At 69.2% G+C, this 25,104-nt stretch carries 19 protein-coding genes; 11 read left to right on the plus strand and 8 right to left on the minus strand.

Annotated elements, in window-relative coordinates; translation table 11 throughout:
- Positions 1–560: 560 nt before the first annotated feature.
- Positions 561–899 carry a response regulator transcription factor gene (locus I6A81_RS45895; RefSeq protein WP_203005049.1) on the minus strand — a complete coding sequence of 113 codons (339 nt, stop codon included), beginning with the start codon at positions 897–899 and terminating at the stop codon, positions 561–563.
- Between the two features lie 72 nt (positions 900–971).
- Positions 972–2,417, minus strand: a complete 1,446-nt coding sequence (locus tag I6A81_RS36335) for a serine/threonine-protein kinase (RefSeq protein WP_307875151.1) — start codon at positions 2,415–2,417, stop codon at positions 972–974.
- Positions 2,418–3,391: 974 nt separating this feature from the next.
- Between I6A81_RS36335 and I6A81_RS36340 the strand changes: the two genes are divergently transcribed.
- Positions 3,392–3,715 carry a hypothetical protein gene (locus tag I6A81_RS36340; RefSeq protein ID WP_203005047.1) on the plus strand — a complete coding sequence of 108 codons (324 nt, stop codon included), beginning with the start codon at positions 3,392–3,394 and terminating at the stop codon, positions 3,713–3,715.
- Here the strand turns inward: I6A81_RS36340 and I6A81_RS36345 are convergent.
- On the minus strand, positions 3,672–4,505 hold the full coding sequence (locus I6A81_RS36345; protein WP_203005046.1) for a TauD/TfdA dioxygenase family protein: 834 nt from the start codon (positions 4,503–4,505) through the stop codon (positions 3,672–3,674). The two genes, I6A81_RS36340 and I6A81_RS36345, sit on opposite strands and share 44 nt — an antisense overlap.
- A gap of 991 nt (positions 4,506–5,496) precedes the next feature.
- On the opposite strand from I6A81_RS36345, the gene I6A81_RS36350 reads away from it, so the two are divergent.
- The 10 genes from I6A81_RS36350 to I6A81_RS36395 all read left to right on the plus strand — a co-directional run bounded on the left by I6A81_RS36350 (position 5,497) and on the right by I6A81_RS36395 (position 16,919).
- On the plus strand, positions 5,497–6,690 hold the full coding sequence (locus I6A81_RS36350; protein WP_238429746.1) for a cytochrome P450: 1,194 nt from the start codon (positions 5,497–5,499) through the stop codon (positions 6,688–6,690).
- A gap of 75 nt (positions 6,691–6,765) precedes the next feature.
- Complete coding sequence (locus tag I6A81_RS36355; protein ID WP_203005044.1) at positions 6,766–7,506, plus strand: SDR family NAD(P)-dependent oxidoreductase; 741 nt, start codon at positions 6,766–6,768, stop codon at positions 7,504–7,506.
- Between the two features lie 322 nt (positions 7,507–7,828).
- Positions 7,829–8,437 (plus strand): TetR family transcriptional regulator, encoded by a 609-nt coding sequence (locus I6A81_RS36360; RefSeq protein ID WP_203005043.1) that lies wholly within the window; start codon positions 7,829–7,831, stop codon positions 8,435–8,437.
- Positions 8,438–8,742: 305 nt separating this feature from the next.
- A complete protein-coding gene (locus I6A81_RS36365) occupies positions 8,743–10,275 on the plus strand; it encodes a nitric oxide reductase activation protein NorD (protein WP_203005042.1) in 1,533 nt (510 codons plus the stop codon).
- Positions 10,276–10,350: 75 nt separating this feature from the next.
- Positions 10,351–11,145: a CbbQ/NirQ/NorQ/GpvN family protein gene (locus I6A81_RS36370; protein WP_203005041.1), complete on the plus strand. Its 795-nt coding sequence runs from the start codon at positions 10,351–10,353 to the stop codon at positions 11,143–11,145.
- 164 nt (positions 11,146–11,309) lie between these two features.
- Positions 11,310–12,038, plus strand: a complete 729-nt coding sequence (locus I6A81_RS36375; protein ID WP_203005040.1) for a hypothetical protein — start codon at positions 11,310–11,312, stop codon at positions 12,036–12,038.
- A 36-nt stretch (positions 12,039–12,074) separates the two neighbouring features.
- Entirely contained in the window at positions 12,075–12,482 is a 408-nt protein-coding gene (locus I6A81_RS36380; protein WP_203005039.1) for a hypothetical protein, read from the plus strand.
- 414 nt (positions 12,483–12,896) lie between these two features.
- Positions 12,897–14,237, plus strand: coding sequence for an ABC transporter substrate-binding protein (locus I6A81_RS36385; RefSeq protein WP_203005038.1), 1,341 nt, complete (start codon positions 12,897–12,899; stop codon positions 14,235–14,237).
- Positions 14,238–15,180: 943 nt separating this feature from the next.
- Entirely contained in the window at positions 15,181–15,390 is a 210-nt protein-coding gene (locus I6A81_RS36390; protein ID WP_203005037.1) for a hypothetical protein, read from the plus strand.
- Positions 15,391–15,677: 287 nt separating this feature from the next.
- Positions 15,678–16,919: an ABC transporter substrate-binding protein gene (locus I6A81_RS36395; protein ID WP_238438246.1), complete on the plus strand. Its 1,242-nt coding sequence runs from the start codon at positions 15,678–15,680 to the stop codon at positions 16,917–16,919.
- Between the two features lie 345 nt (positions 16,920–17,264).
- On the opposite strand, the gene I6A81_RS36400 is transcribed toward I6A81_RS36395, so the two are convergent.
- From I6A81_RS36400 to I6A81_RS36420, 5 genes are all read right to left on the minus strand, one after another.
- Entirely contained in the window at positions 17,265–19,112 is a 1,848-nt protein-coding gene (locus I6A81_RS36400) for an ABC transporter ATP-binding protein (RefSeq protein WP_307875152.1), read from the minus strand.
- Positions 19,109–20,329: a glycosyltransferase gene (locus I6A81_RS36405; protein ID WP_203005035.1), complete on the minus strand. Its 1,221-nt coding sequence runs from the start codon at positions 20,327–20,329 to the stop codon at positions 19,109–19,111. Before I6A81_RS36405 ends, I6A81_RS36400 begins: the two co-directional genes overlap by 4 nt.
- Positions 20,326–21,138 (minus strand): alpha/beta fold hydrolase, encoded by an 813-nt coding sequence (locus tag I6A81_RS36410; protein WP_203005034.1) that lies wholly within the window; start codon positions 21,136–21,138, stop codon positions 20,326–20,328. Before I6A81_RS36410 ends, I6A81_RS36405 begins: the two co-directional genes overlap by 4 nt.
- A gap of 5 nt (positions 21,139–21,143) precedes the next feature.
- Positions 21,144–21,452 (minus strand): acyl carrier protein, encoded by a 309-nt coding sequence (locus I6A81_RS36415; RefSeq protein WP_203005033.1) that lies wholly within the window; start codon positions 21,450–21,452, stop codon positions 21,144–21,146.
- On the minus strand, positions 21,449–25,104 hold a 3,656-nt coding region (locus tag I6A81_RS36420), incomplete at its 5' end, for an acyltransferase domain-containing protein (protein ID WP_203005032.1). The genes I6A81_RS36420 and I6A81_RS36415, both read right to left, overlap by 4 nt.

Genomic DNA, 25,104 nt, shown 5'->3' on the forward strand with positions numbered 1-25,104 from the left:
GTCCGGGCCGCTCGGCGCGACCCACTCGCCGCCGATGAACAGTTTTTCCTGTACCTGCATGGTGCTTCCTCCGGTGGCTGTCCGGCCGGGGCGCCGGCCGGACGGGAACGGGACGGCCTTCATAGAACGGTCTGGGATGGGCGGCTATTCGGGACCCGGTCGATCGGCGCAGGCGGCGACTGGAGGAGGCAGTCATCGACAAAGATCAGCCAGTCCAGGTCGAGATCGCAGATCATGCTTCCTATCGCGTCGAGACCGGTCTACGGAACGGGTCAGCCGATTGTGCCACCTGGTTCTCGGGTCGTGACGGTCCCAGATCCCGTCGGTCGGTTGGCCGCGTTAGACGGCCTCCGCCCAGTCTGGACCGACGCCGGATGTTGGTCGGGAATCTGGAGCGAGAATGATCTCGTCAGCGGGATTCAGAAGCCCTCGATCGCCACCCGCGTGGCATGCTCGGCCTCAGCAAGGCTGGTCGCACGGGCACCCAGGAGCGCCGAGACCGCTTCGACGGCGCCAAGCCGACGTTGCCTCGAACTCACGCGACGGCCACGGCGGTTTCCTCACTTAATCAATCCCCTACGCACGGCGATGTTCACCGCGGCGGCCCGGTTGCGAACGCCCAGCTTAGTTCGGATGTTGCGGAGATAGGTCTTGACAGTCTCTGGGCTAAGTATGAGCTGTTCGGCCACTTCAACGTTCGAGAGACCTTCGGCGACTAACTTGAGGACTTCTTGCTCTCGGGGGCTGAGCGACAACACCGCCACCGCCACCGGCGCCGGCGAGGAGTTGCGGAGGCGTTTGGTCAACGGGGACTGCGCGGCGGTGGTCTTCCGGTCATCTGAGTCGCCGCTTTGCTGATTCAGGCCACGTTCGATCTGTCCCGGCGCGCGAGCGTCCACCGCAGCTCCTCCATTTCCTGAAACTGTATGTCGCCTCGGTGTTGGGTGCCTGGCGGCGTAAGAGGTGTTCCGTCAACGTTCCGAGGGAGATGGGGTCACGGGGGGCGACGAGCTCGCGGGAGCTGGAGCGAGGATGGGCGGGAGAAGTAGGTAGAGCAGGTCACCGAGACCTGGGGCAGATGTCGTCGAAGGCGTTTGGGTGGGCGTCACGCTGACGATGCCGGTGCCCGTCGGCGTGATCACGCTTGCTGTGATCGACGAGTTCGTCAACCGACTGCCGGACGACATGGCCGCTGTCGGCGTGGAAAGGGCAGGTGTGCCGGCAACCGCCGGTGCCTGTGCCAGCGTCGGCACCGGCGCCAACGATGCGACGGCGCCGTCGGCGTAGCCATGACGGATGCCCCGCATCGCGAGTAACCCGGCAGCGAGTAGCAACAGGGCGCCCGCCAGAGCAGCGGCGACGACGGCGATCCGGCGGCGGCTAGCCGGGTCCGCCCCGGAGCGGCGCGGAGTGAACACGGGCGTGGAATCGCGTTCGGTGGCCTGGTGGGCGATGTCGGCCTCGCGTCGCCGGCGGCCGCGGGGAGGCAGCGTGGTGGCCGCGGCGCGTCGGTACCGGGTGATCTCGGCGGCGACGGTGTCGGGCAGCCAGCCCTCACCGAGCAGGTCTCGCCGCGCTGTCGGGATCGTGGCGCTGCCGGTCCGCACGTCGAGTTCGTCCGCGAGGCGGCCACACAGCTCGATGATCTCCTCGCAGCTGGCTCGATGGGCCAGCGGCTTCGCCAGGCAGCGCTCGAGGACCAAGCGCAAGGGCCAGGGAACAGGTTCCCAGTCGGGGTCCGTGTGCTCAATGCGGTGAAAGACGGCGATGTCACCCCCGAACGGGTACTCGCCGGTCGCCGCGAAGTAGGCGGTGGAACCCAGCGAGAACACGTCCGACGCACGCACGGCCCGTCCGCCGCGGACCTGCTCCGGGGACATGAACGCGGGTGTGCCCAAGGGCACCCCAGGACGGCTGATCCCCGCGCCGGCACCCTCGACAGCCCGCGCGAGCCCGAAGTCAATGACCAGCGGAGCGTCCGCCGCCATGATGACGTTTGCGGGCTTGAGATCCCGGTGGACGACCCCGGCCCGGTGGATCGACTCAAGCGCCTCGGCGACCCCGGAGAGCAGACCGAGCACCGTGCGGGCCGGCAGCGGACGGCCACGGTGGACCACCGTCGACAGGTTCGGCGCCGGCACATAGGACGTCGCGACCCACGGCCGGGCCGCATCCGTGTCCGTGTCAACGACCGGCACGGTGTATGCGCCCTGCACTCGGCGCGCGATCGTGACCTCCGTGGCGAACTGACGACGAAAGTCCGGACTGTCGGCGAACTCCTGGCGCACAAGCTTCAGCGCGATCGGCCGTCCACCGCGGCTGGTCGACAGGAAGACGGTTCCCATGCCGCCCTGACCTATCCGGGCACGCAGCGTATAGCCACCCACCTCGGACGGGTCGTCGGGCAGCAACGGCACAAACAGGCGATCAGGGGCCGAGGGCTGCCGGCCAGGAGAGGATGCGCGACCGGAGGTTTTGACGTCTTCCGGCCCCTGCGGCTCGGTGGTCTGTGGTGAGGAATACATCGCTCCTCACCGACCGCCGGCCGCGACGGCCCGGCCTTCCGACCGGAGGAGAACGCGAGGGCGCGGCAGGGGGAATCCTGCGCGGTCGCGCATCGGACGCACGATCTTCCTGATCTTTATCCTGCCTTCTTCGGTGCCACCCTTGTCATGGAAAAAATCGTCGATGCTCGTCTCACGGCGTCCGCGCGCTGGCCGCGCGGAAAATCCGCGGTGGCCATCCCGGCCGCGCAGGCCCGGATGAGGACGGCTCTCACCGCCACGCCGCCTTCGCGGGTCATCCGAGGGGTCTGGGGGGCGCCGGTTCCACGCCTCCGCCGTTTCCCTTCGCCGACCTGCCAGCCAGCAGCACAAGACCTCCTGATACAGGATCGCACGAGAGCGACCAAGGGTGTCGCGAGCCAGAGAGACCCAGCATGGCGGCCGGCTTGAGAAGGAACCATGGGACACCACAGCCCACGGCCGGCTCGGACGAGTTCCACGAGAGCCCCGCCAGCCCCATGCTGTCAATGGGGACAGAACGTAGACGCGAGCCGACGAAATTGCAAGTGAACACTCACCGACATCCCTTCTGATGAGACGTTGATGACGCGTGGCGACACAACCAGCCCTGATTACCCACAGAACTAGCGCGACTACAAGATTTGGTGACTCTGGGTAGCCCCCAGAGCTGGCTCCTGTCGCCATGTTGCGTCCGGTCCTCGGAGTCCACGTGTTGGCCGTCCGACTGTTGATAGAGCATTGGGCGCCGCCCGGACCGGCAACCGCGGCGATCGGCTCACGCAGCCTCGCCGGCTGCAGTCGAGGCGACACTTCGCCGCGCACCGCGCCTTCTATGAGGCGATGCCGATGGGTCGTACGCCTTCGCGATGACCGGGGTGCTGACTGTGATGTTCAGCGACCTGCAGCGGCCGGCGGTGCGCATCCTGTTCGGCGATCTGGACCCGGCTACCAGCGAGGACCTGACCACGTTCTTCGTCGGCGGCTCCGGCCCACTGATCAATGACTGGCTGGTCGACGGCATCAAGCCACTCGATCCCGAAGATCTGGCGAACAGCCTGCTGGACGTCTTCTCAGTCCTTGCCGGCGGTCACCAGCGGCAGCCGGAGGCCGTGTGCCATCCAGCACTCCACACCAGCGCGACTGACCCTAGGCGACGGCTTCTTCGCCGACGAGGGTGGTGCGGTGCATGAGGCGGCGGGAGGCGGCGGTGTAGGGCTGGGCCCGGTGCAGGATGCCTGTGTTATCCCAGACAACCAGATCGCCGTGGCGCCAGCGGTGACGCAGCGAGAACTCCCGCTGGGTCGCCCACGCGAGCAGCCGATCCAGCAGCGCCCGGCTCTCCTCGGCCGCCAGGCCGACGACATGATCAGCCGTCGCGCCGACCAGCAGCGACTTGCGCCCACTGCGCCGAGTCCACACCAGCGGATGCTCCCGCGACGGCACCTTGTCCCACGCGGCGCGCATCTTCGCCGGCGCGTCCGGGTTGGACAACCGCTGGGTGGCCGCGAAGCTGTGCACCACCCGCAGCTCGGCCAACGTGGCCCTCTCCTGCGCGGACAACGCCTCGTAGGCGGCGTAGAGGTTGGCGAACTCGGTGTCCCCGCCCTCGGTGGCGACCTCCAGCGCGGTCAGCAACGTCGCCTTCTGCGGCACCAGGTCGTTCGCGCCGTCGATGTGCCAGTAGAACGTGCCCGCCCGGTAGGCCGCCAGCGTGCTCCGCGCCGGGTCCAGCGAGATCGCCGACACCTCCGGGAAGCCCTCTTCTCCGCCCATTGGCGCGACGATCACCTCGCCGAGCATCCGGGACAGCGCCACCAGGTCGGCGTCACCGATCCGCGCCTCGCGGTAGATCACGACACCGTACTCGTCGAGGTACTCGCGCACCTCGGCAGCGACCTGCGGAGTCGCCAGCTCCGGCCCACTACGCCCCGCAATCTCGACGCCGATCCCCCGGCTCACCGGAGTGACAGACACGGCCATACCCTCTCCCGCTTCTCCCATAAAAAAGATCCACAATGGCATGATCGACCCAATGGCCGCCGACGGACGCCGTCTCTCTGTCGGGGCCACGGCAAGCACCCGAACCGGATCCACGCCAGATCGGCACGTAGATGGACGCCGATTTGCCGCCCCTGAGCAGGTCAATCCGGCACCTGCCCCGCATCTCGGGCGTCAGGGTGCCACAACCATACCGGCGGGTCTAGTTCTGGTGCGCCGACTCGCCGGGGCAGGCCGGCGGCATCAAGCAAGCACAGCGACCGGACCATGCCGAGGTCACCCCCCGCCGGAGGAACAGACGAGGCTACCCGCGGGTAGCCCCGATGCCCACCACCAGGCAACCCAATCCGCACGGCCAGCTGGTCGCCAACCGCCGTCCACCGCGCCAGACCGGACGCACAGCAGCACCACGAGCAGGAGATTGTCGACGAAACTAGACCTGGTGGTATAGTTCTGGTCGCCGAGGTCGCTGGTCCGCCGGCTGGCACCTCTGTGAGTCGTAGGAAGGCTGACGGGCCCGCGCCGGGCCGCCTCGCCGACAGCCTTGGACATCCACCAAGGCAGGTCCTTCTATGCCACCACCCAGCAATCGCCATCCCGTCCGGCGCTGAGGGCAGCGGGCCGTCCGCATGGGCACGACGCCCATCGGACAGCGGACCCGAGCGACGCACCCACCTCCCCGCCGCGGCAAGCTGACCGCCGCCATGGCCGCGACGACCAAGACCGGCGTCGACCTCCTCTTGCCTACACGCGGACGCGCCTGTCCGCGCGTCGGCCGCCTGGGCTTTCCGTCGATCTTCGAACCGAAGAAGCAGCAGTCAGCCCGCACGAAACCGACCGGTCTCCGGTATTCCGGCCCCGCCTGGCGCACGCTCCTCGCGCACAGGTACCCAGTCCTTCTATTGGTTCACGGAGCAATCTTAACCGCAGCCGGGAAACAACATCCGGCGAGCAGGTCCACTTGGAGGATGCATTGGGCGCCAACAGTCCTGTCTACTGGGACCCTTACGACGGTAGTTTCAATACGGATCCTTACCCGGTCTTTAACCAGATGCGGGAGGAGGCCCCGGTCTACCACAACGAGAAGTACAACTTCTATGCGCTCAGCCGGTACGCGGACTGCGAGCGCGGCCTGCCGGACTGGCAGACCTTCCAGAACTCCCGAGGCAACATCCTCGACATCATCCAGTCTGGCATGGAGATCCCACCCGGAACCTTGATCTTCGAAGACCCGCCCATGCACGACATCCACCGCAAGCTTCTCGTCCGGGTCTTCACCCCTCGCCGGATAGGCGAGCTCGAGCCGCGGGTTCGGGAGTTCTGCGCGCGCATTCTCGACCCGCTGGTCGGAGCCACCAGCTTTGACCTGATCGCGGCCCTGGGCGCGGAGATGCCGATGCGGGTCATCGGCATGCTACTCGGCATTCCGGAGGCTGACCAGGCAGGTATCCGCGACCTCACGGACGAGAAGCTGCGCACCGAGTCCGGCGGGCGGATGGACCTGTCGGAGGGCGTGATGATCGACAGCGGGGTCTTCGCCGACTACATCGACTGGCGACGCGACCACCCGTCGAACGACCTCATGACCGACCTGCTGAACGCCGAGTTCACCGACGAGAACGGCCTGGTCCGGACGCTGACGCGAGACGAGGTGCTGACCTACGTCACGGTCGTCGCCGGCGCCGGGAACGAGACGACCGGCCGGCTCGTCGGTTGGATCGGAGCCCTCCTCGCCCGGAATCCCGACGCGCGCCGCGAGCTCGCCGCCGATCCGAGCCTGATCCCCAACGCGATCGAGGAGATCCTTCGCTACGAGCCGCCCGGCCCGTTCATGGCCCGCTACACCGCCACGGACGTCGAGTTCCACGGGCAGACGATTCCCGCTGGCAGCGCCACGATGTTCATGCTGGCCGCCGCGAACCGTGACCCGCGCCGATACACCGACCCGGATCGTTTCGACATCCACCGGAAGATCGGCCAGTTGATGACCTTCGGCCTCGGCGGTCACTACTGCCTGGGCGCGGCGCTCGCCCGCTTGGAGGGACGAGTCGCGCTGGATGAGTTGTTGCGTCGCTTCCCCGACTGGGACGTCGACTGGTCGGGCGCGAAGCTCGCGCAGACGTCGTCCGTCCGGGGCTGGGAAACCCTGCCGCTCGTCGTCGGGTAGCCGGTCTGGACGGCGTCAGCGGGCGGGCACAGACGCTGGTCGGGAGTAGAGCGACCAGCTTGACGAGGAGGACGCATGGGACAGCTGGACGGTAAGACGGCCGTCATCACCGGAGCCGGCTCCGGAATGGGGAAGGAGGCCACGAGACTCTTCGTGCGCGAGGGAGCGCGGGTGTTAGCCGCGGACATCAGCGGACGGGAGAAGGAGACGGCGGCCGAACTGGGCAACGCGGTTGTGCCATTTCACTGCGACGTGTCCCTCGAATCCGACGTCGAGGCGATGTTCCAGGCCGCCCTCGCCGAGTTCGGCACCTTGAACGCGGTGCTCAACGTCGCCGGCATCGGCGGCGCGCAGCCGCTCGCCGAGATCACCATGGCCGAGTACGACCGGATCATGGACGTGGACCTGCGCGGCGTGCTGCTGGGCACCAAACACGCCATCAGGGCGATGCTTCCCACCGGCGGCGGCTCCATCATCAACTGGTCCTCGACGGGCAGCATCAACGCGTCCCAGCGACAGGTGAGCGCCTACTCGGCCGCGAAGGCAGGGGTGAACGCCTTCACCAAGGCCGCCGCCGTGGAGTACGGGCCCCAGGGGATCCGCGCCAACGCGATCTGTCCCGGATTCATCGTGACCGAGCTGTCAGCCAAGGCCGTCGAGAGGTTCCCCCAGCTGGTGGCGAACTCGCCGATGCGCCGCGCCGGCCGGCCGGAGGAGGTGGCGGAGCTTGCGCTCTTCCTCGCCTCCGATCGCGCCAGCTTCATCAACGGCGCGATCATCCCGATCGACGGTGGCACGACCGCGTCGCTCCCGTGAACCACCCGCCCTGCGCCGCCGTCGCGAACCATCCGGCAAGCCAGCCCACGGACCTCGTCCGTTCGCCTGGGCGGACGATGCCCACGAGGCAAGGACCCACCAGCTGTAGCGGGTCGGGCCACGGCGGCGCAGGGCGGGAGGCTGTGCCCACGGCGAAGGTCCGAAGGGATACCGTCAGCGGGACGAGGCGGACGGCACGGGCACTGACCTGCGTGGACGTCCCGGCCGTCCCACGGTCGCGACGGACCGCCGGACCAGCCCCTTCTCAGTTTGGCTGACACTTTTCATTGACACTCGCCAGTGAGAGCGGTAGAAAGATCTCATGCTGGAGGAGCGGACCAAGCCACACGCTCGCGAGGCGCAGCGGCTCGAGACGCGCCAGCGGGTGTTCGACGCAGCCATCGCCGAGTACAAGCGTTCCGGTATGGCCGAAGCGGACATCGGCGCCATCGCCACGGCGGCGGGGGTGGCGCGGGGCACCTTCTACTTCCATTTCCCGACGAAGGAGCATGTTCTCGCCGAGCTGGACCACAGCGAGCAGGAGCGGATGGCGAAACAGCTATCCCGGTTCCTCGCGTCGCCTCGGGACCTGCCGGCCGTGTTCGACGAGGTGGTCCGTCTGGTCACCGCGATCGAACGACGGCTCGGCAAGGTTCTGTTCCGGGATGTGCTCGCCTACCATTTCTCCCCCGCCCGCCCCACATCCGCTGACTGGACCGAGTACCCGGTCATCCTCCTCGTCATCCGGGCGATCGAGCAGGCGCGAGACCGGGGCGAGATATACCCCGAGGCGGATGTCAGGCACAGCGCATTCTTCTTCCTGGTCGGGCTGTACGGGCTGCTGATCGCGGTCACCGGCTCCCAGTCTGACCGCACCACCATTCTGCGGAATTTCGTGGCCACTGTACTCCGCGGCCTCGAGTCGCGCTAAGACCTCTTCGCGAGGTCGACAGCTACAGATCTCCGCATTTCCACTATCCAATATTGCCCGGATCGATTACCCGGGAGGTGTCGTCATGCTCGTGGACCTACTGCGCTTCGGCGCGGCGTGGGCCCTCGTCGCCGGCCTTCTGTTTTTCTGGCACTACATCATGAGTCGCATCGGAACCTTCTGATGGACATTCCGCACGACGGCCACCGCCTGCCTGACCGATCGTTACCGACGGAGATTCCTCCGCGGCCGCGATCCGGTGGCATGCCGATGGCCCACCCGTTCTGGCCCGTAGGGAGCCGGCAATGACCGAGCCTGCCAGCGGCTCGGCGTTATGGGTAGAGCAACGATGTTCGCTGGCGGCCGTGGCCTTCTCCGAGGGGCGTCGCCAGGGAGCGCGGCTTGTCTCCGGTGAGCGCCGGACCTTCGGGCTGGGCGCAGGCCGCTCGATCGTGAACGTCCCCCATCCCGCTCCCTTGCGCGGCTGGACCGTCCGAACGCTGACCTGCGGCATCGCGATGCAGTGCTCTCCGTCCAAGGACCGTATCGCCGGCTACCTACTTCACAAGCTCACGCCGCGAGAGCTGAGGGCATTGGCCCTCGTGGAGGGCGGAGTCGCGATGGGCTGGATCGGCGCCAACTGGCCGGGCCTGATGCCCGAGCTGCGGCGCGTTCTTCCCGATCTCGAGGTCCTCCACGATGGGCTCGACGGCCCGACCATCCTCGAGTGCGCGGTGAACCTTGCCAGATCCCACCATGAGTTGACCCCACACCCACTACTCGGTCAACTCTCGATGGACGCCGCGGTGCCCGGCGGCCTGGCCGCCTCCGCTCGACGCCGGTACGGCAGGGTGCCGTGGAGTACCAGGCGCAAGGACTCCTACCGGTTCTATGCCATCCCGGTGGGCGGGGAGGGCGGCGTCAAGAATCCCAACATCCCACCTCCGAGCAGGCCGGAGGAGGAGGACGTCGAGGTCCGTCCGGACGCTCGGGTTGGCGTTCCCTATCCAGAGTGGAACTTCTGGACGCAGCAGTTCCTGCCCGACCACGTCGCCGTTCTCGAACGCCGGCACCCGACCCGACCCGCGCAGGCGATTCACGCCTCCGCGGATGTACGGCGCTGGTTTGAGGAACACACCCACCGTGCCCTCAGGAACCGGCTGGAAGACGGCTCGGACCTCGACATCGATGCCTACGTCTCCCACCACGTCGCCACGGCCGCCGGCGACGCCTCCGCGGGGCGGGTGTTCCGGGACCTGCGGCCCGGTCAGCGGGACGTCAGCACCGCGCTGCTCCTCGACGGCAGCTCGTCGATGGGCGCCCAACACGGGTTGGTGTTCCGGCTGGAACTCGCCTGCGCCGACGCGCTGTCCGCGGCGATGGTGCAGGCCCGCGAACGGCATGGCGTCTTCGTGTTCTCGGGCAGCACTCGTCACCGGGTCGAGGTCCGCTGCCTCAAGGACTTCTCCGACCGCCGCTTCGTCGCGCCCAGTGGCCTCGGCCTGGTCGCCGGCGGCTACACGAGGCTCGGTGCCCCACTGCGGCACCTGACGAACCGGCTACTCGCGCAGCCCTCCGAACGACGCCTGCTGATCGTGATCGGCGACGGCCTCATGTCCGACGAGGGATACGAGGGCCGGTACGCGTGGGCTGACGTCGCCCACGCGGTCGAGGAAGCAGAGGACGCGGGGGTCTCGATGTACTACCTCGGTGTGGGGCGCACCCGAGTGGACCCGCTGCCAGAGGTGTTCGGACCCCGCCGTTCGCGGCGGATTCTGCGGGTGGAAGAACTCCCCCGGGCACTGGCGCACGTTCACCGCGAACTGGTCGCCGCCTAGACTCACGCCCGGCCATTCATTCCGCATTTTTCCGCGGCCGCCGGCCGCCTGTTTTCACATTTTTTCGGAGGTCAGATGGCCGCGCACGACTACCAGGCCATTGGTAGTGAGGTGACGCTTTTCGAGCACGCATTCAGCAGGCGGCTACCGGTGATGCTCACGGGGCCGACAGGTTGCGGCAAGACCCGGCTCGTCGAGCACATGGGCGCCCGGCTAGGCCGTCCCGTCGTCACCATCAGCTGCCACGACGACCTCACCAGTGCCGACCTGGTCGGCCGGTTCGTCGTCCTGGGCGGCGATGTCGTCTGGACCGACGGCCCACTCACCAGGGCGGTCAAGGACGGCGCGATCTGCTACCTCGACGAGGTGGTCGAGGCCCGCCACGACTCGTTGGCGGTTCTGCACTCGCTCACGGACCACCGGCGCACCCTGTACCTTGACCGGTCCGGCGAGGTGGTGGAGGCACCCGACACCTTCATGCTGGTGTGCTCCTACAACCCGGCGTACCGCAGTTCCCTGAAGGATCTGAAACCGTCGTTCCGGCAGCGTTTCGTCACGCTTCCGATGAGCTATCTGCCGCCAGATCGCGAGGCCGAGGTCGTGGTGGCCGAGTCGGGTGTCGCCGCGGAAGTCGCGAGTCGGCTGGTCCGCTGCGCCACCACCATCCGTACGGCCGAGTCCGTGTTTCATTTCGAGCCGCCCTCGACCCGGACGCTCGTGACCGCGGCGCAGCTCATCGCCGCCGGAACGGACGAGATGGCCGCCGCCGAGGCGAGCATTCTTGCGCCGCTGAGCACCGACGGGGCCGTCTCCGACGGCCTGCGGGAGGTCGCGGCAGCCTGCCTGCTGCCGGCCGGCGCCCCGGCCTGACCACATACCTGGAGGCATTCGCCATGGACGTACGCGACCGACAGCGGCGACGAGCCCTGATGGTCTTCCAGATCGCCATCTACGGATACCTGGCCGCGATCATCGGCGTCCAGCTCTACATGTACTCGCAGAGGAACTGGTAGGAGACCGTGAGACTTCCTTTGATGAAGCGCCCGCCGACGCCGGCGCTGGCCGGCGCGGCGATCGGAGCCGGCCCCGACAGCTCGGTCTCCTACGAGGACCATCTCGAGGAGAGCCGGAAGGCCCAACGCCAGGCCGACAAATGGCTCATCGCGGGCACCGTGCTGATGGGGATGACGCTGCCGGGCATCATCGGCCTGCCCCTGTTCTTCCGCGGCCTGGCGCTGCTGCGCAAGGCCTCGCGTGCCGGTCTCACCGTTCGTCCGATGATCGTCACGTTGATCGGCTACATGGTCTTCCTCGACGCCGCGATCAACAGCTTCGGCTGGGCGTTGGACCTGATGGCCAACCACGCGCTGATCTACCGGACGTTCATGATGGGCTGGGGCAGCATCTTCGACGCCGGTTACTTCTGGCACTACAACGAACTCGGGTTGGGCGGAGCCAGCGCGCCAGGAGAGAAGGCCTGGGAGATCGCCTGCGTGCTGACCGTCTTCCCCATGCGGATGGCGGCGTGCATCGGCCTGCTACAGATGAAGCGCTGGGGCCACCAGTGGATGATCATCACTTGCTGGTTCGGCGTGGTCATCTGGGTCGGCTACGTGTTCAACATGACGATGTACGCCGACCTCCGGTTCTCGGGCATTCTGCTCCCGGTGATCGGCTGGTGGCTGTTCGACATCTTCTATATCACGCCATTCCTGGCCATCCCCTATCTACATACCGTCAATCGCGAGATCTTCTCCGACTGAGTGCGGGCCGGCCGTGGCCGGCCGAAGGAGCAAGCCGTGAGCAAGACTGAGGCTAAGGACCTCCCCCTCGGCACGTCGGCGGAACATTCCCGCATGCACACCGTCATTCGGCGCGTGTGCTGGGTGCTCCTGATCGGGCTCGTGATCGAGGGGGCGCTGGTTACGCCGTTCACCCTGATCTGGCTTGGCTGGCCGACGCTATCGATCCAGGAGATCTGCGACGGTCTCACCAAGGTCCAGTACTCCGACCCGGAGCAGACCTGCGAGGACTCGTACCCCATCAACAGCCCGCCGTTCGGCGGAGAGCCGGTCAAGGGCAACCCGGAGACCTCGGGCGACGAGTGGGGGGTACAGCCGCGCCCCGGCTACGACAAGATCGGATTCCGCGAGCTCGTCCGGATCCAGCAGGAACTGGACGCGCAGAACTCGACTGCGGGCAAGTAGCCGAGGACGTTCCCGGCCGCGAGGCCGTCTAGCCCGCCGCTGGCGGCCGATCGGGTCGGATCGCGAGGCCACCGTCGTGGCAGCCGTCGGCGTTCTCGCCCGCTCGCGGGCGGGAACGCCGGCCGACCGGTCAAAACACAGCCGTCAACCGCGGCTTTCTCGACCCAGTTTGATCAAGGGCGAGGATTCCGAGGCCGGCGCCGGATGCAGGCGACACTCCATTCGCCAGACCGATCGAGTGCGGGCCCGACTAGGGCACGAAGGCGAAGCTTCACACCATTACCATCCAGAGCGATCTTCGATATTTAACGTACACGGATTGAAGCCGGTCCGTACGACGCGCCAGAATTTCCGGCCACCGTACGCGGCGTACCTCTCAGTCACAGAAACGTCAGGCGACGAGAGCGAGGAGCTATGTTGCACCACTCGAAGCCCGTCGGCCGGCAGGTGGACGCCCGGCCGTCTCGGTCCGGCCCATCCGCCCGGCCAGGCACCCGCCCGACCGGATTACGACTGGTTGGCGCCGCCGTCCTTGCCGCGAGCGTCGCCCTGGTCTCGGCCTGCGGTGGCGGGTCCGGTGACCGGGACGAACCCGCGCCGACGACCGGCACCGCGAGCGCCGCCGAGGTGCTGGGCCCCGTCGAGAAGGCGACCGGCGCGCCGGTCACGCTCGGGGTCATCACGGATGGCGCCAGCCCGACGGCCGACCACACGAACGACAACCGGGTCGCCGAGGCCACCGCGAAGTACCTGAACGAGCACAAGGGCGGCCTCGGCGGTCGCCCGATCGAGATCACCATCTGTGAGACGCTCGGCGACCTGGCCAAGGCCACCGACTGTGGCAACGAGATGGTCACGAAGGGCGTGTCGGCCGTCCTGATCGGCACCTCCGGCGTCGTCGAGGCGGCCTGGGAGCCGCTGAACGAAGCCAAGATCCCCGTTATGCTCTCCGGATCGGCCGACCCCGAACTGCTCGCCAGCCCAACGACCTTCAGCCTGGCCAACCCGACCTTCCCGATCATCGACCTGCCCATCCAGGTGGCCAAGGACAAGGGCAACAAGAAGGTCACGGCCATCGTCATCGACGTCCCTGCCGCCCTGCACTCCGCCCAGGAGGTCGCGCCGCCGCTGTTCGAGAAGGCCGGCATCGGCTACGAGCTCATCCGCGTCGCGCCCGGCACCGCCGACATGACCCCGCAGATGCAGCAGGTCGGCTCGAATGGCTCCGACCAGGTGTTCATCATCGGCAACGACGCGTTCTGCATCAGCGCGATAAACGGGCTCAAGGCCGTCGGCTTCACCGGCACGATCAGTGCCATCTCCCAGTGCATCACCGACGCCACCCGGAAATCCGTCTCCGGCAGCACGCTGAACGGCACAGTCGTCAGCGCGATCGCGCCGGTCGGTCCCGACAGCCCGTCGATGAGCCTCTACACCGCGGTCGCCGAGACCTACGGTGAGGACATCGACCTCAGCTTCCAGGACGGCATGCTCATGTTCATGATCATGTCTGGCTTCCAGGCCTCGGCACAGGGCATCTCTGGCGACATCACCCCGGCATCCCTCACCGCGACGATCAAGGCGATGAAAGAGACCGAGCTTCCCGGCGCCGGCGGCCTGAAGTTCCGCTGCAACGGCAAGGCCATTCCTGACCAGCCCGCCGTCTGCGTCCTCGGTGGCCTGTCCACCACGCTCGACGACGACGGGCACCCGGCCGGGTACACGGTTCTCGGGAACACCCCGATCGCCGACTGACCCTCGTTCCGGCCGGGCGGGCAGGCCATCGGACCATTCCGATGGCCTGCCCGCCCTCGCGTCGTGATCCACCCACGCGTTCCGTAGCGAGGACAGATCGAATAGCGCCGCCGGCCCCCTTCCCTGCCTCCCCGTTCGCGGTCAGGATCACCGGCCGCCCGGCCATGCCCGGCGTCGGCTCATCGGACAGCGTCACCCAAGATCGGCGAGGCCGTGTGACAGAGCGGGTCCCTACCGAGCTCGGAATGGTCCGCGTTCGCTCCGGCTGTCAGCCCTGGTCGTTCCGTCGGCTGGCCGGGCCACGCGCCGTCCCGTCACCCACGCCCTCACTGACACATTTCATTGACATACGCCAGTGAGGACAGTAGAAAGATCCCATGCTGGACCAGCGGATCAGGCCGCGCGCCCACGAGGCGCCGCGGCTCGAGACGCGCCAGCGCATGCGCGACGCCGCGGGAGCCGAGTACAGGCGGTCCGACATCACCGAGTCCGACGTCGGCGCTATCGCCGCGGCGGCGGGGGTGACGCCGGGCGCCTTGTCGCCCGGGCCCTGTCCGGGATCCTCGCCCCCCGCGAAGGCCAGCGCGAAGGCCAGCGCGAAGGCCAGCGCGAAGGCCAGATCGCCTGCGACGGCCAGAACGCCAGCACGCGGGCACCCCACGGCGCCAGCCAGGCCGGGCTGATCAAGCTTCCCTGAAGGCCGTGGTGTCTCCGGGAACGCACCTGCGCCGAGAACCCGCGCATGGCCACCGGAACGCTCTCGGGGCGCCGGGCTAGGAAACGGGCCACGGGCCCCGGCCTCGGATTCTTCCCCGCGCCCGCGGACCGCCGTTGCCGGCTCGTCGCCCTGCTGTCCCGCGACGGGCAACAGCCGCTCTCTCGTTCACCCCGCGCGCGCTAAATTCGTGATAGCCGACGAAGTGCCACTCGACCTCGCGCCAAGATGGTCGACCTCGTCTTCGAATGCCTCGCCAAGGCCCGCCAGGAAGGCATCGGCGTCATTCTCATCGAACAACATCCATACCGCGCGCTCGACCGCGCCGGCGACCGCCCAGCCCTCCACCGCGGGCAAACCGCCCGGACCGGCGCCACACGCGGTGCTTATGACGAAGACCTACGTCCTTACCTCGGCGACAGCGCAACCGGCGGATAGCTGCCCGCGGGCACGGCGTTCTGGCAGCTGGCCACTCCAGCCCCCTTGCCCATGGCCAGGGCGCGCAACCCCGAAGGTGTCCCTCGCACGCTTCCTGGCCGTCAGGCAGGACGCGCGCACGCTTCCAAGAGGCCTGTACGACGGATGGACCCGTCTTCGCGACACCGGCCAACATTCATGACACGCCACCATCGCCCCGAAAATAACCAGCTGTCAGAGGAGCAGGCAGAATGGCCTCCCGTAATCCTTTATACCTCGACCGCCTACGCGTACGCCACGGAACGGCGTTGACCGCCGCCGCGGCCGTGCTCGCCGCCGCGGCGGCGAGCGGCTGCGCGGGGGACAACGGCTCACCGGGCGCGGGAAACTCCTGTGACTCCCCCGGTGTCTCCGCGGACGAACTCCGGATCGGCCTGGTCTTCCCGAACGAAGGGACCATTGGCGAGGCACTCAACACCGTCCGCAACGGGGTCGACACCCGCCTCGGGCTCGTCAACGACGCGGGCGGCATCCACGGCCGGACCATCACCTACACCTGGCGCGACGATCAAGGAACACCCCAGGCCAACGAAGTCGTCGTGCACGATCTCGTCGATTCCGGCGCCGTCTTCGCGGTCCTCGAGGCATCGACCGGCGCCTCAGGCGGCGCCGACTACCTGCGGACCCGCGGCGTTCCCGCCGTAGGCCTGCCCATCGAGGACATTTGGGCCGATCCCGCCTATCCGAACATGTTTACCTTCCCGTCAGTCGTCGCGGGAGGATCGGCATCGGGCGTCTTCGGCCGCTACATCAAGGCCCAGGGAGGCACGCAGGCCGTCATCGTCTCCACCGATTCGGTCGTCGCCGCGCAACGGTTCGCCCCCCTCATCGAACAAAGCCTCGTCGCCGTTCGCATTCCCACCGAGCGACTGGCCTATAACTCGACCATCACCAACCCGGCGCGCTTCGCCAGCCAGTTACGCGCCAGCGATGCCGACGTCCTCATCCTCGATCTGCCCCCCGCCGACGGGCCTGAGATCGTCGCCGCCGCGCGCGCCGCCGGCCGCACCTTCCGCGTCGTGCTCGCCGCCGCCGGATATGGCAAGGAGACGATCGAACGCCACGGCGCCTCCATCGCCGGCTTCACAACGTTCTCCACCTACCTGCCCTTCGAGGCCAATACCCCTGCCCAACAGACATACCTCCACGCGGCCCAGCAGTACGCGCCAGAACTCCAACCGCCCGACGAGGACGTCGCCTACGGCTCCTACATCGCCACCGACATCCTGGTCCACGGACTCAACGCCGCCGGTCCCTGTCCCACCCAAGAAGGGTTCATCCAGGCCCTGCGCGCGGTATCTGACTACAACGCCGGCGGCCTGCTTCCTGGGCGGATCGCGTTCGACAAGAGCGCCGAACAGCCCCCTGGCTGCCTCAGCTTCACCCAGGTAAACGCGGCTGGCACCGCGTTCGAACTCGTCCCGCACGTCAGGCCGGGAGAGCCCTCCCATACCGAATGGTGTGACGAGCAGCCACCCGGATCCTCCTGACCCGTCTCTCGGGTCGCTGGCCTCCGCGGGCGTGGTCGCCGCGAGTGCTCCGCCGGAGGCAGGCGATGGACCGGCGCCCGCACTGGGCCGGTCGCGGCGGCTGACCAGAGCAGGTCACCGGTCCCAGCATCGCCGGCGCCGGTCGGGACCACGGCCGGTCCTTCGCCGCGAGCGTGCGTGCCAAGCGAGGCAGGCACGCTCGCGGCGGTCTGACGCGACAGGCCATCGGGTTCCGAAGGAGCCGGCCAGCGCGCTCCCGTGGGCGAGGCCGAGTGATGCCGGCCACGACGAGGCGCTGGCGGCCATGCCTGGCGCGGATGCACCATGGCGCGTCACGCGGACCGATCACCGAGCCCGCTCCAGGACCTCAGGCGCGCCAGCCGCGAGGAACTGCGTGGTTGCCAACTCGCGGTACGTCTGATCCGAACGCAGGAGCTCGTCGTGGGTGCCGACCGCGCGTACACCGCCAGCCTCCAGAACGACGATCTGATGGGCGTCGATGACGGTGGACAGCCGATGGGCTATCACCACCACCGTGGTGGCCGCCGCAGCCGCCGTGAGGGTGTCACGCAGGGCCGCCTCGTTGGTCGCGTCGAGCGCCGAGGTCGCCTCGTCCAGCAGGAGCAGGCGCGGCCGGCGCAGAAGTGCCCGGCCGATGGCGATTCGCTGGCGCTGCCCGCCGGACAGGGTGCCGCCGCGATGGCCGATCCAGCCGTCGAGGCCGCCCGGCAGGGCCTCGACGACGTCGCCGAGCCGCGCGAGTCCGATCACCTCCCGCACCTGGTCGTCGCCGACGCCGGCGAGGCCGAGTGTCAGGTTCTCCCGCAGGGTGCCGGCGAGCACGGCCGCCTCCTGCTCGACGTAGCCGATCGAACGGCGCAGCTCGGTCAGCGGCCAGTCACGGACGTCGCGGCCGTCGACGAGCACCCGGCCCGACGAGGCATCATAGAAGCGTTCCAGGAGGGCGAACAGGCTGGTCTTGCCGGCTCCGGATGGCCCGACGACGGCCGTCAGGCCGCCGGCCGGCACGGTGAAGGTCACGTCCTTGAGCACGGCTGGCAGGCCGGGCCTGTACATGAACACGACCTGTTGGAAGGCCACCGCGGCGGCGCCTCGTCCTTCCGGCCGCTCCTCGGCCGGGTGACGGACGCGGTATGGCGCGTCGCCCTGTCGGCCGCCGGTGCGCGGCGGCTCGAGGGCGATGGGCTCGACGGCGAGTTCCAGCACGGCCTGGATGCGTTCTACCGCGGCGCCACCGGCTTTGAGCTGCCCCCAGGCTCCCGACAGCGTCGTGACGGGTTGCGTGAGGAAGAACATGTACAGCAGATAGGCGATGAGGTCCGCGATGGGGAGCCGCCCCGAGGCCACCCGAGCGCCCCCCACCCCGAGCACGGCGAGGAACGACGTCTGCATCATCAGGCTGGCGCAGGCCCCGCTGGCCGCCTGCCATCCCGCGACCCGCAGGCCGCGGCGCCAGGCGGTGTCCGCGGCGTCGGTCAGCAGGCCCAGCTCGTGCTTTTCGGCGCCCGCCGCCTTCACCGTCCGGAACGCCGCGAGGTCGCGGTCGAGCAGTGCCGCCATGAGGCCGACGGCCTCCTGCGCCTTGCCCGTGGCGCGCCCGATGCCGGTGGCGGCCCACCGCACCGAGACGCCTATCACCAGGACCGCGGTCAGCGTCACCGCCAACAGCACGTAGTCGATCAGTCCCATGAGGATCAGCGACCCGAGCAGCGCGATCACCGCGATGATCGAGGTAACCACCGCTTGCGTCGTCACCTGGCGAAGCAGGGTCGTGTCCGCCACCAGCCGGGACACCAGGTCGCCGGGTTTGGCCTCGTCGACCACCGCCGTTCTCAGGACCAGGATGCGGGCGACCAGAAGTCCGCGGACCCTGCGCACCAGGGACTCACCGACGGACTCGACCATGAAGTAGCCGCCGGCCGAGACCACGGTGCCGAGCACGACCGCCCCCGCCAGGGCGAGCAGGAGGCCGTTGATCCCCTGGTCGCGGACGAGGCGGTTCAGGATCCGCTGCGCGATCATCGGCTGGGTCAGCGACGTCGCCGTCCCGGCGAGCAGAAGCACACCTCCGAGGGCGAGGCGGAGGCGAAAGCCGGAGGTGAACCGCAGGATCAGGCCGACCGAACCGCCCGGCTGGCGGAGTTCGGCCCGGTGGCTTCCCTTTCCGCTCACCGTCCCTGCTCCTCGGCCAGCGACACCAGTGCCGCCGCCGCGGCGGCGGCGCCTCCAGCCGCGCGGAACGACGATCCGATCCCGCGCGCGGCGCGGCTGTAGCGCGGGTTGGCGAGGACGTCGGTGACGGCGGCCGCGACCAGGCCAGGCGTGGCCTGGCCAAAACGGAGCCGGATGCCTGCGCCCGCGTCGACGACCTGCTGGGCGATGACGGGTTGGTCGTCGCGGATCGGCGCGACGACCAGGGGAAGGTCGTGCGTGAGAGCCTCGCACACCGTGTTGTGGCCGGCGTGGCAGACGACGGCGGCGGCGTGCGGCAACAAACGCGATATCGGCAGATATGGCCGGGCGAGGACGTTGTCCGGTGCCTGCTCGATCACTCCCAGTGGGTCGGCCACGATGCCCTGGACTCGGTCGCCCAGCTGCCGCAGCGCCTCGCAGCAGGCTCGCAGGAAGGCACCGCCAACCCGGTTGTTGACCGTGCCGAGGCTGACGATCACTAGCGGCCGTGACGGGTCGCGCCAGGTCCACGGGAACAGTCCGCCAGGACCGGACCCGGCCGCGGCGAGCATCGCGCCGCGGCCGGGGTCACGCTGGCGCGGAGCGGGTCCCGCCCACACGATGGACGGCCCCCCCGGATCTGCCGGGCCGGCGAGCGCCTCGGTGGTGAACGCTATGACCAGGTGCGGGGAACGTTCCAGCGTGGCAGGGGTCAGTGGTGGGACGGCCCGCGGGCACAGGCGTTCGACAAGGTCGGCGAACAGCGCGTCGAGCCACTGGCGGATCTTGGGCGTCGCGGCGAACGGATCCCGCAGCGACCCCGATGTCGTGGCGGACGTGACCCACGGCAGGCCGAGGCGGGCCGCCGCGACGGGACCCGCCAGCGCCTGCATGTCGGCGACGACGAGGTCGGCGCCTGTGCCCACGGCCGCCTCGGCTACCGCGTCGTGGGTGGCGTCGGCGAGGGGAACAAGGAATTCCTCCCAGAGGAACTGCACGGCGGCGTAGCCGCGCAGGCCGGCGCCGCGTGCCTCGAGGTCGGTGGGGCCCGGCGGGCAGAGGTGCACCTCGGCGTCCTCACCGGCCAGCTTCCTGATCAGCGTCGGCTCGCCCGACCAGGCGACCCGGTGGCCGAGCGCCCCGAGCCGGTCGGCTACCGCGACCAGTGGGGTGATGTGCCCGGTCAGCGGTGGGACGGCGAACAGGAAGGTGCTCACGCGAGGTCTCGCCGGGCCGCCGCCAGGGGCCTCAGGAAGATCCAGTCGAGCAGCAGGTCGCGCACCTGCCGGTGGGCCTCGACGAGGACGGAGTGGTCCTGGTCCTGGATGACCACGGTCCGGCAGTTCGGCAGGACGCCTTCGAGCAGGTACGGGTCGTCCGCCTGGAACCCGTCGCTTCCCACGATGCTCAGGACGGGGATCGTGATCCGGCTCAGGTCGACGAGATCCAGCATCGGCCCGCTGGGGATCTCCTCGGCCATCGTGGTCTCCTCGAGCCGCCGGTATGCCTGCCTTGACAGGCGGGCATGGTGGTCGCCGAACTGCGCCGAGATCAGCTGGTAGGTCTCGTCGCGGGACAGCTCCTGTTTCGTCTCCGTCAGCAGCTCCCCCACCCGTTTCGCCCATGCCTCGGTGGGTGGCTCCGATTCGATCGCCACCAGGCTGGCCGTTCGCCCGGGGTGCTTGGCGGCGAACCCGAAGGCGACGGTTCCGCCGAAGCTGTTGCCGACGAGGTGCACCGGTGACGTGACGCCGAGCGCGGTCAACAGCCCGTCGAGGTCCGCGACGAAGTCCGCCACCCGGTACCCGCGGGCGGGGCGCGTGCTGTTGCCGTGTCCCCGCAGGTCGTAGAACACCATGTCGACGCCGGCCGCCGCGAGGGGCGCGGCCAGCGTCAGGTAGAAGCTCGCGAGGCTGTCGGTGCCGAGTCCGTGGATGCAGACGAGTGTCGGGGCCGGGCCCTCCGACGCCCTTCCCCGCATGTGCAGGTAGTGGATGTCCGTGTCGTTGACGTGGATGGTCGGCATCGTCGTCAGTCGACGGGGGCTGTGAGGTCGAGCCGGGACACGACGTAGTCGACCAGTTCGCCCACTCGCAGCGCGATCACTTCGCCAAGGTCCTTCTCGGCGAGGAATTCGGCCATGCTCACCTCGTCGCCGTAGTGGGCGGCCAGCATTACACCAAGCGTGACCAGGTCGATGCTTTCCAGTTCCAGATCGCTGTGGAAAAGAGTGTCCATGGTCACCTGGACGGGCGGAGAACCGTACTTCTCGATGATCATATTGATCATGTCGTTGATCTCGGTCAGGACGGAGCCGACCTGGCTTTCATGCGCCGTCATTCCTTGACTCCCATCAGGGTCGCCGCTGTTTCGTCGGCTATCTCGGGCTTGTCTGTCGTCCAGGCCGCGATCCGGCGGCCTGGGCCGCCGGCCCCGGGTCCGGGTATGACGAGGTCGGTCTCGGCGCACGTCACCGTGTGCTGGACCGCCGGTCGGTCGTCGCCCGCGGGCACGGCCACGGAAACGGTCACCGAGCTCGGGTCGGACGGCAGCCGGGAAGCGTTCACGACCAGCGCCTGGGACACGTCGACCCCGCGGGCCCGCGCCGCCGCTTCCCTCGCCAGGGCAAGGCGCCGCCGCCACCAGGGGGCGTCCAGATCGACGGTCGCCGGCGGGTCGTCCTTGGCCTGGCCGGGAACCAGACCAGGCGGTTCGACGGCGAGCACGACCCGCGCCGGCCGTCCGGTCGACGCCTGTCCGGTGACGGGCCGCGCGTGCGCCACCGCGAGGTCCGAGGTGCTCGCGACCCAGATCGCGAACGGTGGCAGGGGACGACCTCCAGTGTCTATGACCTCCACCTGAGGGGTGGGGGTGGACCCCGCTCCGGGGCCGGCGCCGGCTTCGGCGCGCGACAGCTGCCCGAACGGGTCCATCACCCGGATCTGCGCGGGAAAGATCTCCGGATGTCGCTGTCCCCACAGGCGGATCCGCACCGCGTCCTTGATCGCCATACGGCGGAGCAGCCATTCCCGGCGCAGGGCCGGCGGCGTCGCGTCGTACTCCGACCGCTCGGCCGAGCTGGCGTAGCGGTTGAGCACCATCTCGCGGACCGCGAGGTCAGACCAGCGTTCACAGGCCAGCACCCAGCCGTCCGCGACGACCCGGCCGAAAGGATGCCGCTCTGGCCAGCGGTACGCCTCGTCCAGCTCGGCTGGCAGGTCGAACCGCCGGTCGACCCAGCCGTGCACAACCGCCCAGACCTGGTTGCCATCGACAAGCTGCAGGTGCGCGTCGACCCACTCGTTGTCGAACTGTTGGACCCAGGCATGGCAGGTGACCGCCCTGCCCGGTGGCGGTTCCGGGCCGAAGAACTCCACTATTCCGAACCGGACCGGAAACATCACGAAGCGGTCGTTCTCGCGTGATCGGATCCAGTAACCGAGAAGCTGGCCGGCAGCGTCCAGCAGCCCTCCCGGTGTATCAGACGCCCTGAGGACCGCCCGGATGTGGGATGGGCCGTGGCCGAGAAACGTGGTCACGCCCTGGAAGGCGGGTCCGTGGAACATCCAGCGTTCCTGGTAGAACTCCCGGCCGGTCATGGTCGGTGTTTGCTCGGAGTCGGGGTCGAAGGGCCACCGCTGCGGTCGCTTCGTGGGATAGGCGTCGGCCACCCGAACGAGGCCGCTCGAGAAACCCACGAAGGTGATCCGGAAGCGGTCCCGCGCCTCGGGCTGCACCCGGACGACCACGTCGGTCGGTGGCTCAGCGGGCAGCCAGTTCTCGAAGCGGACGTCGTAGACGCCGACCGCGATCCGGCTCGAGGCCTTCTGCGCGTACTCCGCCATGAGCTGGACGGTGGTCGTCGCCGCCAGGACCGGCCGCCGGTCCAAGAGATCCGGCCAGCCGGGCGGTTGCGGCGTCAGCGCGTGGTCGAGCAGGTAGGGCATCGTCGCCGTCGACACCCGCAGGGTCGCCGTCCAGCCCGGTCCGGTGGGCGCCCGACGCAGCTCGCCGTCGGGCTCCGCCCCCCGAGCGTCTCCAGCCGTGGCAGCGTGGGCCAGTACGGTCGCGGCGGTGTCGGCTGTCTCCGTCAGCAACGCCATCAGTTCCCTGGCCACCGAGTCCTGGTCGGCCCATGCCGCGAGCGGATGGTCTGCCACGGAGTGTCTGGCCGCCGTGTGCCTCCCGGTCGGGTCAGCGGCCGAGGAGCCAATGACAGGGCCGTCATCGCCTGAGGCGGAGCCTGGCCGCGCCGGCGCCGCGCCCGTCCCCGCGATCCGCGGCAGCCGGGCAGGGTCGAGGGTTATCGTGGCCGCGCTCAGGTCGAGCCGGACCAGGTGGTCTTCGCGCTGCCCGGCGGCACCTACGCCTTCGCGCGGGTGTACAGCCGTGGCGGGAGCGCCATTCGCCGGCGCGGGCAGGTCTAGCGCGGCCAGATCCGGATTGCCCTGTTCGACCCAGAGCGCGACCGCGAGCCGGCGGAGCTGGCCGAGCCCGTCACGGTGGGCCGAGTTAGCCGCGATGGTCAGGTGCGGCGAGTCCTCGAGCACGCCGTCGACGAGGCCGCCGAGCCTGCCCGGCCCGACCTGGACGAACACCCGCGCGCCGGCCGCGTACATCGCCTCGATGGTCTGGCGGAACAGCACCGGCTCGACCAGGTGGCGGACGAACAGCTCGCGGACGGCGTCCAGGTCCGCCGGGTAGGGCGAGGCCGTCGTCGCCGACCACAGCTGCACCGCGGCCGGTCGGCGCAGGTGGAGCTGGTCGGTCCGCGCGCGCAGCGCCGGCAGGTGGGGGCGCAGCATCGGGGTGTGGAAGCCGGAGCGGAACGGCATGATCTGGACGACCACGTTCCTGCGGCGTAGCCGCGCCGCGAGGTCCGCGACCGCGCCGGGAGGCCCGCACACGACCGTGTTCTGGGGAGCGTTGTCGTGGGACACGACGATGTCCGGGTAGTCGGCGAGGAACTGTCTCGCCTGCTCGCTCGAGCAGGCCAGCGACGCGTAGTCGACGTCGGGGACGGCGCCGTCGTAGGGATCGGCGGCGAACACGGCGGCGTCGACCTCGTCGTCGTCGAACATCCCGGCGGCGAACATCGCGCTCCACTCGCCGATGCTGTGCCCGGCCAGCGCGTCCGGCTCGATCCGCATCCGGCGCAGCGTCCGGTCGAGCACCCGGCTCACCAGCAGCACGCCGGTGCCGTGGCGGCCGAGGTCGGCCGCGGACAGCTCCGCGGGCAGCGCGATCCCGAAGTGCCGGGCGACGTCGTCGAGCCGGGGCGCGAACTCCGCCTCCAGCCCGGGGAAGACGAACGCGATCCGCCCCGGCCGCGGACCCGCCAGCAGCGGTTGGGCGCTGACCCAGACCTCGCCACGGCCACGCCAGGCTGACCAGGCTCCCTGACGGATCCCGCCGACCGCGTAGCGCGCGGACGCCAGCCGCCGCGCCGTCGGGTTCACCAGAGCGAGCCGCGTCCCGATCCCGGTGTACGCGGGCGTGGTGGCGGCGTCCGCCCGCAGTGCCGCGTCGTCGACCTCGAGCATCGTGCCCAGCTCGTCCGGGGTCGTCGCGGCGAGCCGCAGGACCATTTCGGGTTCGCGTACCGCGAGCCCCACAGCGTCTGCCTGGGCCGCGGCCGGTTCTGAGGAAACCGGCTGATCGGAGCCCGTCGACATGGGCGTCGCCGCCGGCCCGGCGAGAACCGGCGCCGCCGCGCGCGATGGGCTGGTGGCCGCCGCTTCCTCCAGCACGAGGTGGGCGTTCGTGCCACCGAACCCGAAGGCGTTGACGCCCGCGCGACGGGGGCCGCGGGCCTCCCAGGGGACCGGGGTGGACAGCACGCGGAACCTGGTCGCGGCGATCGCCGGATGCGGCTCGTCGCAGTTCACGGCCGGGAGCAGGACCTTGTGGTGCAGCGCCAGAGCCGCCTTGACGAGCGCGGCGACGCCGGCGGCCGCCATCGTGTGCCCGATGATCGCCTTGACCGATCCGA

This window comes from Frankia nepalensis (assembly GCF_016786325.1).
GTDB classification, from domain to species: Bacteria; Actinomycetota; Actinomycetes; order Frankiales; family Frankiaceae; genus Pseudofrankia; species Pseudofrankia nepalensis.